General features: G+C 61.6%; 11 protein-coding genes. 5 read left to right on the forward strand and 6 right to left on the reverse strand.

Annotated elements, in window-relative coordinates; genetic code table 11:
- Positions 1–44 precede the first annotated feature (44 nt).
- The 5 genes from JWJ88_RS20055 (at position 45) to JWJ88_RS20075 (ending at position 7,239) form a co-directional block, all read left to right on the forward strand.
- Positions 45–1,838, forward strand: a complete 1,794-nt coding sequence (locus tag JWJ88_RS20055; RefSeq protein ID WP_205296174.1) for a sigma-54-dependent Fis family transcriptional regulator — start codon at positions 45–47, stop codon at positions 1,836–1,838.
- Between the two features lie 124 nt (positions 1,839–1,962).
- Positions 1,963–4,116, forward strand: a complete 2,154-nt coding sequence (locus JWJ88_RS20060) for a hydantoinase/oxoprolinase family protein (RefSeq protein WP_205296175.1) — start codon at positions 1,963–1,965, stop codon at positions 4,114–4,116.
- A 13-nt stretch (positions 4,117–4,129) separates the two neighbouring features.
- The gene (locus JWJ88_RS20065) at positions 4,130–6,439 is read left to right on the forward strand and encodes a hydantoinase B/oxoprolinase family protein (protein ID WP_205296176.1); all 2,310 of its coding nucleotides are present in this window, start codon (positions 4,130–4,132) and stop codon (positions 6,437–6,439) included.
- 53 nt (positions 6,440–6,492) lie between these two features.
- A complete protein-coding gene (locus JWJ88_RS20070) occupies positions 6,493–6,993 on the forward strand; it encodes an acetone carboxylase subunit gamma (protein ID WP_205296177.1) in 501 nt (166 codons plus the stop codon).
- Positions 6,994–7,083: 90 nt separating this feature from the next.
- Positions 7,084–7,239: a hypothetical protein gene (locus JWJ88_RS20075; protein ID WP_205296178.1), complete on the forward strand. Its 156-nt coding sequence runs from the start codon at positions 7,084–7,086 to the stop codon at positions 7,237–7,239.
- 464 nt (positions 7,240–7,703) lie between these two features.
- On the opposite strand, the gene JWJ88_RS20080 is transcribed toward JWJ88_RS20075, so the two are convergent.
- From JWJ88_RS20080 to JWJ88_RS20105, 6 genes are all read right to left on the reverse strand, one after another.
- On the reverse strand, positions 7,704–8,741 hold the full coding sequence (locus JWJ88_RS20080) for an ABC transporter substrate-binding protein (protein ID WP_011749303.1): 1,038 nt from the start codon (positions 8,739–8,741) through the stop codon (positions 7,704–7,706).
- 10 nt (positions 8,742–8,751) lie between these two features.
- Positions 8,752–9,522 carry an ABC transporter ATP-binding protein gene (locus JWJ88_RS20085; RefSeq protein WP_205296179.1) on the reverse strand — a complete coding sequence of 257 codons (771 nt, stop codon included), beginning with the start codon at positions 9,520–9,522 and terminating at the stop codon, positions 8,752–8,754.
- Positions 9,519–10,532: a FecCD family ABC transporter permease gene (locus JWJ88_RS20090; protein WP_011749301.1), complete on the reverse strand. Its 1,014-nt coding sequence runs from the start codon at positions 10,530–10,532 to the stop codon at positions 9,519–9,521. The genes JWJ88_RS20085 and JWJ88_RS20090 overlap by 4 nt, the downstream gene beginning before the upstream one ends.
- 4 nt (positions 10,533–10,536) lie before the next feature.
- Positions 10,537–11,361, reverse strand: a complete 825-nt coding sequence (locus JWJ88_RS20095) for a class I SAM-dependent methyltransferase (protein WP_011749300.1) — start codon at positions 11,359–11,361, stop codon at positions 10,537–10,539.
- An 11-nt stretch (positions 11,362–11,372) separates the two neighbouring features.
- Positions 11,373–13,529, reverse strand: a complete 2,157-nt coding sequence (locus JWJ88_RS20100; RefSeq protein WP_205296180.1) for a TonB-dependent siderophore receptor — start codon at positions 13,527–13,529, stop codon at positions 11,373–11,375.
- Positions 13,530–13,951: 422 nt separating this feature from the next.
- Positions 13,952–15,622, reverse strand: coding sequence for a cytochrome c oxidase subunit I (locus JWJ88_RS20105; RefSeq protein WP_205296181.1), 1,671 nt, complete (start codon positions 15,620–15,622; stop codon positions 13,952–13,954).
- Between the last annotated feature and the right edge of the window lie 202 nt (positions 15,623–15,824).

Here is a 15,824-nt window from a genome sequence, read left to right on the forward strand (position 1 = left end):
GCCACCGGATCAAGGGAGGGGTCCGTGGCTGGCGGAGAGGGGGGATGCCGAATAGTGTTTCGAAGCAGGATTGGGAAAATTTCCGTGCAATCGGCCGGGTGCCGAAATCCGCGCGGACAGAGATCGTCGAATCGTGGAAGCGCAGCTCGGGTGTTCTGGCAACCGGGCTGACACGGGCCCCGCTGGCTGACGAGGCGCAACTGCAACGGGCCCGCGCACAGGCCGGCCGGTTCATGCGGGCTGCCCGTCCGGCATCGCAGAATGCCGGCTATCTTCTTAATCGCTCGGGAAACATGATCCTGCTTTGCGATTCCCAAGGCATGGTGATCGATCAGGTTGGCGATCCCGCGACACTGGAAATGGGCCGCGAAAACCACCTGCATTCAGGTGGCCGCTGGCTGGAGGAAGATATCGGCACGAATGCAATCGGCATGGCATTGCGAACCGGCATGCCCACGCAGGTCTTCCGCACCGAGCATTTTTCCGAGGAAATCCAGCGCTGGTCCTGTTCGGCAACACCCGTCCGCGATCCCGTAACGGATCACATCCTTGGCGTCATCGATGTATCCTGGCCGGCAGAGGCATTGCGTTCGGACAGCGCCGCGCTGTCTGCCATGTTGGCCATGCAGGCCGAAACGATGCTGCGCCAACTGTTGCTGACGGAACGAGAAAAACTGACAGAGATCGCCAGTCTTCGCAGGTTGCGGCGCGGCAATACACCGTTGGCGGTGCTGGACCGCTATGGTCTTGGCGTTCTGTCGACCGACAACGCCCAGCAACTGATCGACGACGAGGCTGCATTTCAGCAACTGCGCGAAACCTTGCCCCAACTTCTGGATCAGCCGGAAGAGCAACTGGTTTCCTCGATCCAGACATTGCTGCCCGGCGTGGATCTTGAACTGGTGCGGGACGGAGACAACCGAATCGGCATCCTGCTTAGCAAGCGACAAAGCCGCCCGACGACCACCCAGAACCCGCTGAATCTTGAAACCATGGCGCGGGTCGGACAGGTGTTGGCACAGATCTGTTCGCAGGCCGCCCGGCTGGCGCCCATGCAACTGCCGGTCCTGATCGAGGGCGAGACCGGAGCGGGAAAGGCGACGCTGGCCGAGGCGATCCACCATGCGGGCTCCATGCCCGACCGGCCATTTGTACGGCTGGACTGTTCGCTGCTGACGGCAGAGGGGCTGCGGCGCGATCTGGCGGATGGGCTGGTCGAGCGGCTTTCGCAGGCGGGGGGAACGCTGCATCTTAAAAGCCCGGCCGGTTGTCCACCCGACGCACAGAAACTGCTGCTGAACCTTGTTGAGCAGGCGGCGCAGGCGGGCATGCGGCTTGTCACCACCTCGACCCGCTGCCTGTCGGATGAGATGAGGGCGGGTCGTTTTCGCGGCGATCTGTATTTTCGCATTGCGGTCGCTCGTCTTGACCTGGTGCCGCTGCGCGATCGGCGCGATGAGATCCTGCCGCATCTGCGTGCCATTGTCCGGCAAAAGACAGCGCCGGGACGCAATCTGAACTTTACCAACTCGGCTCTGACGGCGTTCACCGCCTATGACTGGCCCGGCAACCTGCGCGAAATGACCAATCTGGTGGAAATGCTGCTGGCCGTCGCATCCAACGGATTGATCGACCATCGCAGCCTGCCCCCAGAATTCCGCCGACCTCCGGCGCGGCACGGCGATACCCTGCGCGACGCAGAGCGCGCGCAGATCCTTGCGGCAATCGAACAATCGCAGGGCAATATGACCCAGGTCGCACGGCGGCTGGGAATCGCGCGATCGACGCTTTACCTGAAGCTCGACGCACTTCGGATCGAGCGGCCGTCCCGGCGCTGAATTCGCGTCCGCAGCATGTCCGTCACCGCGTCCGAACATCGGACAACCCGGCCGATGCGATCGGTTCCATCCTGAAACCCTGCCCGCCCCATCACGGCGGGTCTGGTCAAAGGAGGAGTTTGACGTGCCACTTGACAGAAAGAGCGAACGGTCCGTTCAGGTGCTCGGCATCGATGCCGGCGGAACGATGACGGACACATTCTTTGTCGATGCGGATGGGGAGTTCGTCGTCGGCAAAGCCCAGTCCACCCCCGAAAACGAGGCGCTGGGGCTGATCGAATCTTCAAGAGAGGGGCTGGCGGCCTGGGGGCTGAGCCTTGAGGATGCGCTGTCCTCGATCCAGACCGGGGTATACTCGGGCACCGCGATGCTGAACCGCGTGGTCCAGCGCAAGGGCCTGCGCTGCGGTCTGATCGTCAATGCGGGGATGGAGGATTTCCACCGCATGGGCCGCGCCATCCAGGCCTATCTGGGCTTTGCCTATGAAGACCGCATCCACCTGAATACGCATTACTATGATGAACCGTTGGTTCCGCGCCATCTGACGCGGGGCGCGATGGAGCGCGTCGACATGTTCGGCACGGTCGTCATCCCGTTGCGCGAAGACACCGCCCGGCAGGCCGCGCGCGAGCTGATCGAACAGGATGTCGAAGGCATCGTCATCTCGTTGCTGCACAGCTACAAGAACCCCACCCACGAACGCCGCGTGCGCGACATCGTGCTGGAAGAGCTGAAGGCGTCGGGCAAGCAGATCCCGGTCTTTGCGTCGGTCGACTACTATCCGGTGCGCAAGGAAACCCACCGCACCAATACGACGATTCTAGAGGCTTTCGCGGCCGAACCGTCGCGCCAGACACTGAAAAAGATCTCGTCGGCGTTCAAGGACAACGGGTCGAAATTCGACATGCGCGTTATGGCGACCCACGGCGGCACCATCAGTTGGAAGGCCAAGGAACTGGCGCGGACCATCGTCTCTGGTCCGATAGGCGGCGTGATCGGCGCAAAGTATCTTGGTGAAGTGCTGGGCTACAAGAATATCGCCTGCTCGGACATCGGCGGGACGTCCTTTGATGTGGCGCTCATCACCCAAAGCGAACTGACGATCCGTAACGACCCCGACATGGCACGACTGGTGCTGTCCCTGCCTTTGGTCGCGATGGATTCGGTGGGTTCCGGCGCCGGCTCATATATCCGGCTGGATCCCTATACCAAGGCCATCAAGCTGGGTCCGGATTCGGCGGGCTATCGGGTCGGCGTTTGCTGGGCGGAATCGGGGATCGAGACGGTCACGATTTCCGACTGCCATGTCATCCTGGGCTATCTGAACCCGGACAATTTCCTGGGCGGACAGGTCAAGCTGGACCGTCAACGCGCCTGGGATGCGATGAAGGAACAGATCGCCGATCCGCTTGGCCTGTCGGTCGAAGAGGCGGCGGCTGGTGTCATCGAACTGCTGGACAGCGAATTGCGCGACTACCTGCGTTCGATGATTTCCGGCAAGGGTTACAGCCCCAGTTCCTTTACCTGCTTCAGCTATGGCGGCGCGGGTCCGGTCCATACCTATGGCTATACCGAGGGGTTGGGCTTCGAGGATGTCATCGTGCCGGCATGGGCGGCCGGTTTCAGCGCCTTCGGCTGCGCTGCGGCAGATTTCGAATACCGCTATGACAAGTCGCTGGATATCAACATTCCAGAGGATGCGCCCGACGACGAAAAGGCAGCCGAGGCCAAGTTGCTGGACGATGCCTGGCAGGAACTGGCGCAGCGCGTTCTGGAAGAGTTCGAACTGAACGGCTATTCCGCCGATCAGGTCAGGCTGACACCCGGCTATCGGATGCAGTATCGCGGCCAGTTGAACGATCTGGAAATCGAAAGCCCAATCAAGACAGCCGGCAGGCCAGACGACTGGGACAAGCTGGTGGAAGCGTTCAACGACACCTACGGCCGTGTCTATGCCGCCTCCGCGCGCTCGCCCGAATTGGGCTACTCGGTCACCGGCGCGATCATGCGCGGCACCGTGCCGATCCCGAAGCCGAAAATCCCGAAAGAGGAAGAGGGCAGCCCGATCCCGCCCGAAGAGGCGAAACTGGGTACGCGGAAATTCTATCGCCACGGCAAATGGGTCGATGCGCAGCTTTATCAGATGGAAACGCTGAAACCCGGCAACCGTATCAACGGCCCCGCGATCATCGAATCCGACGCGACCACCTTCGTCGTGCCCGGCGGTTTCGAGACGTTCCTGGACGGCCATCGCCTGTTCCACCTGAAAGAAGTCTAAGGGAGGAAGAACCATGAATATGCAGACAAAAGTCGAGGGCCTCGTCCGTGGCGGCGAAACCCTGAAACAACACCGCGACCGGCTGATGGAGGCAACCAAACGGACCGGCCATTATGGCGGCATCACCAAGATGGAGATGCGCGACAGCCAGCCGATCCTTTACAACAAGCTGTTTTCGCGACTTCGGGCCGGTGTGGTGGATGCGCGCGAGACCGCCAAGAAAATCGCCGCCTCGCCCATCGTGGAGCAGGAGGGGGAGCTGTGCTTCACCCTTTATAATGCAGCGGGGGATGCGATCCTGACCTCGACCGGCATCATCATCCACGTCGGCACGATGGGTGCCGCGATCAAATACATGATCGAGAATGATTGGGAATCGAACCCGGGAATCCGCGACAAGGACATCTTCTGCAACAACGACAGCCTGATCGGCAACGTGCATCCCTGCGACATCCACACCATCGTGCCGATCTTTCACGAGGGTAAGCTGATCGGATGGGTCGGCGGCGTCACCCATGTGATCGACACAGGCTCGGTCGGGCCGGGCTCGATGTCCACGGGCCAGATCCAGCGGTTCGGCGACGGCTATTCGATCACCTGCCGCAAAATCGGCCAGAACGACACATTGATGCGCGACTGGCTGCACGAATCGCAGCGCATGGTGCGCACCACTCGCTATTGGATGCTGGATGAGCGCACGCGCGTCGCCGGCTGCCACATGATCCGCAAGCTGGTCGAGGAGGTAATCGCCGAGGAAGGAATCGACGCTTATTGGAAATTCGCCTACGAATCCATCGAACATGGACGCGTCGGTCTGCAGGCCCGCATCAGGGCGATGACCATTCCAGGCAAATACCGCCAGGTCGGTTTTGTCGATGTGCCCTATGCCCATGACGACGTGCGCGTGCCGTCCGACTTTGCCAAGGTCGACACGATCATGCACACCCCGTCCGAAATCACCATTCGCCCCGATGCAACGTGGCGGCTGGATTTCGAAGGCTCAAGCCGTTGGGGGTGGCATACCTACAACGCCCATGCGGTCAGCTTTACCAGCGGCATCTGGGTGATGATGACGCAATCGCTGATCCCAACCGAGATGATCAACGACGGTGCCGCCTATGGGACCGAGTTCCGCCTGCCCAAGGGGACATGGATGAACCCGGACGACCGGCGGGTGGCCTTCAGCTATAGCTGGCACTTCCTGGTCAGTTCCTGGACGGCGCTATGGCGTGGGCTGTCGCGGTCCTATTTCGGACGCGGCTACCTGGAAGAGGTAAACGCCGGCAATGCCAACACCTCGAACTGGCTGCAGGGCGGAGGCTTCAACCAGTATGATGAGATCCATGCAGTGAACTCGTTCGAATGCGCGGCCAATGGTGTCGGCGCATCTGCGATCAAGGACGGGATCAGCCACGCCGCCGCCATCTGGAACCCGGAAGGCGACATGGGCGACATGGAAATCTGGGAGCTGGCAGAGCCGCTGATCTATCTGGGTCGTGAAATCAAGGCATCCTCGGGCGGTGCGGGTAAATATCGCGGTGGCTGCGGATTCCAGTCGCTGCGCATGGTCTGGAACGCCAAGGACTGGACGATGTTCTTCATGGGCAACGGCCATATCAGTTCCGACTGGGGCCTGATGGGCGGCTATCCCGCCGCCTCGGGCTATCGCTTCGAAGCGCATGATACCAACCTCAAGCAGATCATTGCCGATGGCGGCGAGATCCCGCATGGCGGCGACAAGGACCCTGAGAATCCGACGTGGGACAGTCTGCTGCCCGACGCACTGATCAAGCGCGACAAACAGGCCATCACCACCGAAGCGATGTTCAAGGATTACGATCTTTACCTGAACTACATGCGCGGCGGGCCGGGCTTTGGCGATCCGCTGGACCGCACACCTCAAAGCGTGGCCGACGACGTGAATGGCGGCTATCTGATCGAGCGCTTCGCCGCTTCGATCTATGGCGTCAAACTCGTCAAGGGCGCGGACGGTCTGTTCGGGGTCGATGACGCCGCAACCAAGGCCCGCCGCGAGGAAATCCGCAAAGACCGTCTGGCAAGGGCGATTCCGACCCGCGAATGGATGGCCCGTGAACGCGAGCGGATCCTGACCAAGGATGCCGGCGTCCATGTCCAGCAGATGTTCGCTGCCAGCTTCAAGTTGGGCCCAAGGTTCGAGCAGGATTTCCGCAAATTCTGGGACCTGCCGGCAGATTGGAAGCTGATGGAGGCCGATCTGCCGATCCCCTCCTATGGACGCGAATATTCCATGGATATCTCGGAATTGCCCGACGTCAAAACCGTCCAGTTCGTCGACGAATAAGCGCAGCGGGCCGCCCCGCCGTGGGCGGCCTTTTCTTTGATCAGGAGGAAAAAATGGCTTACACGAAATCGAAGATCAAGGATCTGGTGGACGGCACAATCGATCGCGACACGCTGCACACCATGCTTTCCACTCCCAAGGACAAGGAGCGCTTCCAGATCTATCTGGAAATCCTGCAGGAAAGCGTTGCTTGGGACGACCGGATCATCCTGCCGCTTGGCCCCAAACTGTTCATTGTCCAGCGCAAGTCGGACAATAAATGGGTGGTCAAAAGCATTGCCGGGCATGAATTCTGCGACTGGAAGGAAAACTGGAAACTGCATGCCGTGATGCGGGTGCGCGAAACCCAGCAAGAGATGGAAGAGCTGTACCCCCGGCTGATGGCTCCTACGACAAGCTGGCAGGTGATCCGTGAATATTACTGCCCGTTGTCGGGAGATCTGCTGGATGTCGAGGCACCCACACCCTGGTATCCGGTAATCCATGACTTCGAGCCTGACATCGATACCTTTTATCAGGACTGGCTTGGGCTGAAGCTGCCGGAGCGCGCCTGAACTGCCACAAGGATCAGGCGGCGGATACAGTCAATGCCGCCGCCCGATCCACGCGAATTTGTATCGTATGGTTTGACCTCGTAACGTTCCGTGACGCTGATCGTGACCGAGCTTGTGGTGATGGAGCCGACCCCGGAGGACCTCGCGCTACGCGAACGCGCGCCCGGCGTTTCAGCTGGCGAGATCGAGGCCGCGACCGGCGCGTACCTGCTGATCGCAGGGGAGGTGCCGGAAATTAGGTTGTGAAGGCAGGTCTTTCCAGCTGCGTTCTGGAGTGTGGCTACGCTTTGAATAGCCCCATGTTTCGTGGGCGCCTTCTTAGGCTCCAGACCCATTGATTTCAGGTGTTTGGCGTGATTCAGGCTCCGCAAGGAGACCTGATCGATGAGCAATCTTTTCTGGCTGACCGATGCGCAGATGGAGCGCCTGAAGCCGTTCTTTTCCAAGACCCCAGCTTGGGTCCCGATGAGACGCACGAACCACCACGCCCGTCTCCTCCTCGCATCCCACCGAATCGTTATATTCATTCAAGCATAACGAAGGGAAGGCAAAGGGCATATTGCGGCATATTGCCCGATGCGACGAAACTCTCGCGCACGGGTGGGCGGAAAGATTGCGCCACCGACCAAGGCATCCACTTCGAAAGAAGCTTGGTTCAAAGGTCCGCGAATTCATCGCTGCTGTCTCTATGATCATCCCGGACTGCTGCGTCAGTATGTCGGCTTCAGGAACTCGGCGATCTCGTTGTCGGTCAGTTCGATGCGATAGAATTTGCGATAGAAACGCCGGGTTTCCTCGCGCATGTCGATATCGGCAAGAGCGTCGGGATAAAGCGTGCTGGCCAGCCAAAGAAATTGAAGCGCCCCTTCCGAGGTTTCCCGGCACCACCAGAACAGCCCGCGCGGATTGGCGTAGACCCGGCCCTCGCGCACCGCCTTGACGTTGCGCCATTGCGGGTTGGTGCGGATTTCCTCGGCGTCCTCGGCATTCATCGAGATGATGACATCAGGGTTTCCGGCGATGATATTCTCAAGCGAGGCAATGCCCGAGGCATAGGGCATGTCTCCGAACCAGCTTTCCGCGATATTGATCGCCCCGCCCAGATCCATCCAGTCCTGGTTCAGCGACGGTCGTCCCGAGGTCGAAAGCGGCGCGCCCGAGGCCAGGTAGACCCTCACGCGCCGATCGGGCGGGATGCCTTCCAGCCGCTCGGCGACGCGGCGGCGGTTGTCGTCGAAATAGCCTTGGTACCTCCTGGCGACTTCAAGCGCATCCGGCCCAAGCATTTCGCCGGTGATCAACACGCGCTCGACCAGCGCGTCGATGGAATTGCTGCGAAAGGACGCCACGGCGATGCCCGCCCCCCGAAGCTGCCTGGAAACAGCGTCGGGTAACGCACGCGAGGAAAACAGGATGTCCGGCTTCAGCACCATCAGCTCCTCGACATTGACGGTGCCGTCGCCGAGCGTGGTCAGCGCCGCAGCCTTGATCGAGGGCACGAACTTTTGCATCAGCGGCATCGAGCGCGCGATGCGCGTGGTCGCGACGATGCGGTCGCCATAGCCGAGCATGGTCAGGATCGAGTTCTGCGCCTCCCAATTCGTGGCGATCCGATCGATCTCGGGCGGCAGGCTGACGGATCGGTCGCCGTAATAGACCACCTCGCGCATGATCTCGGCCGATGCGGGTTGGGACAGAAGGGCAACTGCACAGGCGATGCACGTGGCCAGATGCCGGATCCGGAACATCATCCTCTCCTCATGCCGGGACAAAAATAATGTGGGGACCGTGACCGACCCGGGCGACCCGGACCCCATAGACCGCGTGGATGACCTGCGGCGTGAGGACCGAGGCAGGCCCGCCATCCGCGAGGATTTTCCCGCCGTCGATCAGCACCGCGCGGTCGGCGGCATAGAGCGTGTGATCGGGATGGTGGGTGGTAAAGACGATCGTATGGCCCTCGGCCGCGAGCGCGCGCATCAGGTCGAGCAAGCGGCGCTGGTTGCCGTAATCGAGGCCCACGTCCGGCTCGTCCATCAGCAGGATGCGGGCGCCCTGGACCAGCGCCCGCGCGATCAGGACAAGCTGGCGCTCGCCGCCCGAGATGCCGGTGTAGTCGCGCTGTGCCAGATGCGCGATCCCGAGCCGTTCCAGAACCGCCTGGACCCGCTTCTCGTCCCGCGCGCCGGGAAGTTTCAGCAGGCCCGAGGTCACCAGCCTGCCCAGCCCCGCGACCTGCGCCACCGTATAGGGAAAGGGCGGCGTATGATGCTGGGGCACATAGGCGACGGCAGCGGCGATGTCGCGGCGGCGCATCGCGGCAAGCGGCATGCCATACAGAGAGACGCTGCCGCGCGCCGGCCGCAGCAGCTTCAGCATAAGCCGCAGCAGCGTCGATTTCCCCGCTCCGTTCGCGCCCAATATGGCGACGATCTCGGCCGCGCGGATAGCGAGTTCGACGTCCGACAGGACGACGCGCCGGTCGCGGTCGAAACCCAGACCCTGCGTAGAGATGACGACCCTGCTCATGTCCAGCCCCGGCGGACGCGCGACAGGACGAGGACGAAGATCGGGATGCCGACGATCTCGGTGACAATGCCGATGGGGATCTCGATACCCGAAAGCGACCGCGCCAGGATGTCCGCACCGACCAGAAAGGACGCTCCCAGCAGGGCCGAAGCGGGGATCAGGCGCATGTTCATCGGACCGATCATCAGCCGCGCGATATGCGGGATGATCAGGCCGATCCAGCCGATGATGCCCACCATCGACACCGAGATCGCCGAGACCATCGTCGCAACGGCAATGACGGCATAGCGGATCAGCGCCACCGGAACGCCAAGCGTATGGGCCTCATCGTCGCCCATCGACATTGCGTCCAGCGCGCGGCCCAGCATCCAGACGATCAGGATACCCGCGAACACCGGCAAGGCGGCCCATCGCAATTGTTCGATACGTGCGGTGCCGAGATTGCCCATCAGCCAATAGGTGATCGCGGGCAGTTGATCGCCCGGATCGGCAGCATATTTGACCAGCGTCAGCAGCGCCGAGAAAAGCGCGCCGCTGATGATCCCGCCGAGGATCAGCATCACAAGCGAGGCATTGCCGAACAGGTTCGCAATCCCGAGCGCGAACAGCACGGCCAGAATGGCGCAGGCAAAGGCCAGCAGTTGCACGACGACCCAGTTTCCCGAAATCAGGATGCCCACGGACGCACCGAAACCGGCACCGGCCAGCACTCCCAGCAGGCCGGGCGAAACCAGAGGGTTGCGAAACACCGCCTGAAACGCAGCCCCCGCCGTGGCCAGGGACGCGCCGACCAGCACCGCTGCGGCGATGCGCGGCGCACGGATGTCGAGGATCAGGTTGCTCAACAGGTCGTAGCGGTCCTGCTCCATCCGGCCCAGCCCGGTCGCGGCCAGAACGAAATCGAACAGGTCGCGGGTGCCGATCGGATAGCGCCCGATCCCGAAGGCGAATATGACGCTCACCGCTAGCAGAAGCGCCAGAAACGTCAGCGTAGGGGAACGTGCCGTCACCCGATCACGTCCCGAAACCCGCCGGATGGACCTTGTCCCACCACAGGATGCAGGTTCGCGTTTCCATGCGCAGCGCCAGCCCGTCTTGGGTCTGGCTCAGATAGGGGGCGATGTTGTCGCGGAATCGCGGCTCGTCGGTTTTGCCGATGCCCAGCCAGGAAAACCCGTCCAGAACCGCATCCCAGTCCGGGAAGACTTGGGAAAAGCCGTCGGGAACAAAACCGACGTTCACCTCAAGCCCCATCGCCACAAGGCGGTTGAAGACCAGCGCATATCCCGGCATCGGCGTAGGCTTGGCCGCCGCTGACGGCGGGGCGGGCTCGATTCCCGCCACCAAGCTGTCGTGAAAGCATTTGAGACTGGGCCCCGAAAACAGCGTCACATAGGCACGTTTGCGCGCCAGCGCATCGATCTTGCGCAGGTCGTTCATCGCGGGCGAACGCGCGGCGACCACGATGTCATGCACCTCGACATTACCGTCCGGCTCGACGTCTTGCCATGCAAGGTCGAGCCTGCGGATATTGTCGCGCCCCGCCTGCCTTGCGTTGCGTTCCAGATGATCCAGCATCGGCCGGGAGACATCGAGCGCGGTCACCGACCGGGCGCGGGCGGCGGCCGGAATGGCGATCCTGCCCGGCCCGGCGCCTACATCCAGCACGGTTTCGTCTACCCCGATATTCATCATGTCGATCTGCAATCCGGTATATTCGGACTGCATCGCGACATAGCCGTTGTAGCGATCCGCGAAAGCATCCCACATCGGCGACTGGGCGAAGACCGGGGGCGTCAGCAGACGGTCCAGAAGGTCCCAATCGATCAGATTACCCATGGGCCGATCCTTCAGAACTTGAAGCTGGCCGAGAGCCTGACCTCGCGGGGCGCACCCAGAAAGGCGCTGTTCGCGCCCCGCGTCGCGCCATCGATGCTGCCGGGAAAGATCGATGCCCAGTAATGCTCATCGAAGACGTTGTTGATCGCGAGGTTGAAGACCGCGGTGGTATCCTTGGTCATCTGGCGTTCGTAGCGCAGCCCAAGATCCAGGGTGGCATAGCTGTCGACCTTGAAGCTGTTGATGTTGTTGCCCGCACGCTTGCCTGTGAAGTGCAGATTGGCGCTGGCCGAAAGCTCGGGCAGGCTCTTGAAGAAATATTCCATGAACAGGTTGGCCTGCACCTTGGGCGCGCCCACCACATCGGTATCGCTGGTCAGCGGGTTGCCGGTATTCCTCAGCTTGGGATCAAGCAGGGTGACGCCGCCATGGATATTGAGGTTTTCCAGCAGTTGGCCGCGCAGTTCCAGTTCGATCCCCTTGTTCACCTGGTCGCCCTGGATGCGATAGACATTGTCCTCGCCGGTGAAAGCAAAGGGTCGCTCGATACGGAACACCGCCACCGAAGCATCCAGGCCGCCTAGGTCGGCCTTGACCCCAGCCTCGACCTGCTTGCTGCGCTCGGGCGCGAGCACCTGTCCGGCGTTCGCGGCCGTGGTCGGCGCGGTACCGCCGCTTTGCAGCGTGTCGACATAGGCGACATAGGTGGTGATGTTTTCGGCGGGCTTGTAGCTCAGCGCCACGCTGGGGCTTAAACCCCGCTCGCTGTATTTCTGCGTGACCGTGCCGGTTTCGTCATAGTTCTTGACGTCGAACCAAGTGTAGCTGCCCGACAGGATGGCCGACCACTGCCCGTTGAAGGTGATGCTGTCACCCAACACCAGGCTTTGCGACATGTTGCTGAAGGATCTGTAGCGCGGCCCGTTGCGCACCAGACCCGTCGGGGCGTCCCATTGGACCGGATTGTCGATGCTGGCATCGCCAAGATAGCCTTGCACGCTCGGATTGCCACTGCGGGGGCTGTAGTTTTCCCAGTTCACGCCGGTCGTGCCCAGATGGACGTCGTGTTTGACCCCGCCGGTGAACAGCGTGCCGTTGAGCACGGCGATATTGCTGGTGACCCGGAACTGGCCGCTGACCCCGCCATCGATGCTGTTGCTATAATTGCCGTCGTCGTCCAGAAGCGCGTTCGAGACAGATACGAACCAGCGGCTGACCCTTTGATGCTGCATCCCGGCGGTCAAGGACCAATCCTCGTTGAACCGATGCTTGACGAGGCCGCCGACCAGCGTGTCCTCCAGCCCGTAGCCGGCGAATTTCTGACCGTAGCCGACCTTGGTCGGATCCGGCGCATCGGGCAGGGTCACGCTGTTGTCGTAGCTGAAGCTGCCGGGAAAGCCGAACTTGTCGAAACGGTAGCGGCTGGCGTTCAGTTCTATTGTCGTCTGGTCGGTCAGGTTGATGTCGAAGGCGCCGCTGATCAGCGAGCGATCCAGATCGCTGCCCTTCACATAGCCGTCTCCCTCTTCGCTCAGCACGTTGATGCGATAGCCGAGCATGCCGTCTGCCGCATGGCCGCCGAAATCGCCATGCGCCAGCCAGGTCCCCTTGCCGGTAAAGCCGGTGTTGATGCGATTATAGGGATCTTGCGTGGGCCGTTTGCGGGTGAAGTTGAAAAGTCCGCCGGGGCTTGCCGGGCCGAAATAGGCGCCGGCGAGGCCGTGGACGACCTCGACCCTTTCATACATCTCGATGGGCTGCGCAGTGGTGGCGACGATGTTCATACCATCGAGGCGATTGTTGAAAACCGGCGTGCCCTGCATGCCGCGCGATTGCGGACGCCCGACATCGCCGCCGCCGCGCGCCTCCATCTGCGTCGAGGGTATGTATTTCAACAGATCGGGCAAGGTTGTCGCCTGCTGGTTTTCAATCAGCGTCTTGTCGATGACGCTGACCGAATAGGGCGTGTCCTTGATCTCGCGCCGGCCAAGCGGACCAATCGTCGCGGTTTTCGCGCGCACCCCGCTCTTGCCGCTGTCGTCGCCCCCCTGGATGACGACCTGGTCAAGAACGATGGCGTCCTGTCTGGGCAGCGTCTGCGCATGACCTGCTGTGGCCAGGCAGAAAAAAGAAATCGCTATCCCACCATTCGAAACTGCGCGACGCATGGCACCCTGGTCCCCCCGTGATATCTGGATCGCGTGGTTCCACGCCACCGACGATCGTGAGGTATCATCACGATATGCTTGTGTAAACATATCGAATCGCGTCAAGATGCCGCGTGACGTGATTGCCAAGTTGTTATTCCGGGAGTTGTGGGGCGTATCAGATACTGCCGCTCCCATGGACATTCTCTTCCGTGCCGGTGCTCCAGCACCCGCTACCTTGGCGCGCCGACACCACTTGGGAATCGTCCGGCCCTATCTCCTACCCCTCCTCTGCGGCACCGCTTGCAACGCTGCTTTTGGTGCCTATCCGCCTCGCACGGTATGATGCCTTTGGCTGATATGCGTCAGCATCGGCTGTTCCGACATCCGCTCGAGTCGGGGGCCGTTGGATACGATCGGTCGTTTCCGAAGGTCTGCCTTGCCTACCGATGCGCCTGTGCGCGATCCCAGTCCTCAGGCTTGGGCAGGGTCTCGAAGGTATGCTCGGGCGGCGGCGAGGGCAGGGTCCATTCCAGCGTGTCCGCATGCTCGTTCCAGTAGTTCGGCACGTTCACGCGCTTGCCGGCGAAGAGCGTGTAGAACACGATGCCGATGAAGAACAGGAAGGAGGCGAAGGAGATATAGGCGCCGATCGACGAGATGTTGTTCCAGTACGAGAACTCGACCGGGTAGTCGATATAGCGGCGCGGCATGCCCTGGCGGCCCAGGAAGTGCTGCGGGAAGAAGATCAGGTTCGAGCCGATGAACATCATCCAGAAATGCAGCTGGCCCGCCCATTCCGGGTATTGCCGGCCCGACATCTTGCCGATCCAGTAATAGGTGCCTGCAAAGATCGCGAAGACGGCGCCAAGGCTCATCACATAGTGGAAATGCGCCACGATATAGTAGGTGTCGTGATAAACGCGGTCCAAGGGCGCCTGGGCGATGACGACCCCGGTCACGCCGCCGACGGTGAACAGGAACAGGAAGCCGAAGGCCCAGAGCATCGGCGTCTTGAACTCGATCGAGCCGCCCCACATGGTCGCGATCCACGAGAAGACCTTGATGCCGGTGGGCACCGCGATGGTCATGGTCGCCATCTGGAAATAGGTCTGCTGGGTCAGCGACATGCCGGCCGTGTACATGTGATGCGCCCAGACGATGAAGCCGAGAAAGGCGATGGCGGCCATGGCCAGAACCATCGGCAGATAACCGAAGATCGGCTTCCTGGCGAAGGTCGAGATGACGTGACTGATGATGCCGAAACCGGGCAGGATCAGCATGTAGACCTCGGGATGGCCGAAGAACCACAGGATGTGCTGATACAGCACCGGATCGCCGCCGCCGGCCGGATCGAAGAACTGCGTGCCGAAGTTGCGGTCCATCAGCAGCATGGTGATACCCCCGGCCAGCACCGGCAGCGACAGCAGGATCATCCAGGCGGTGATGAAGACCGCCCAGGCAAACAGCGGCACCTTGAACAGCGTCATGCCCGGGGCGCGCATGTTCAGGAAGGTGGTGATGATGTTGATTGCGCCCAGGATCGAGCTTGCGCCCGAGACGTGGACGGCAAAGATCGCCAGGTCCATCGCATAGCCGGCCTCGGTCGTGGAGAGCGGCGGATACAGAACCCAGCCCACCCCTGCCCCCGGCTGATCCGAGCCGCCCGGCGACAGCAGCGAGGCGATGGCAAGCGAGACCCCGCAGACATAGAGCCAATATGACAGGTTGTTCAGCCGCGGGAAAGCCATGTCCGGGGCACCAATATGCAGCGGCATGAAATAGTTGCCGAAACCGCCGAACAGCGCCGGGATCACGACAAAGAACATCATCAGGATGCCGTGATAGGTCACGACGACATTCCACAGATGGCCGTTCGGCGTGCATTCCGCCGCAGCGTCGGCGACCAGCCGCATGCCTTCCAGACACATGTATTGCACACCCGGATGCTGCAATTCCATGCGCATGTAGACGGTGAGTGTGACCGAGATCAGCCCGGCCAGACCCGCCGTGAACAGGTAGAGGACACCGATATCCTTGTGGTTCGTCGACATGAACCAGCGGGTGAAGAAGCCCCGCTTCTCTTCGATGCTGTCGCTGATCTGGGCTGACATGGTCCTGTCCTTTATCTGTGCTGGCTCCGGTCTGCGGATACGCGGATGGTCGGGCGCGGCGGCAAGCCGACCTGGCCGGCCCTGCGGCTATCGGCAAGGCCAAGGGTGGAATCGAGCCTCGCGGTGATCCGCCGGGCTGCCGCCGCGCCCTTCATACAGGCCTCGACCCGTAGCCATGTTCCCCAAGGGGCGGCAGCAGGGC

Source organism: Paracoccus methylovorus (genome assembly GCF_016919705.1).
GTDB classification, from domain to species: domain Bacteria; phylum Pseudomonadota; class Alphaproteobacteria; order Rhodobacterales; family Rhodobacteraceae; genus Paracoccus; species Paracoccus methylovorus.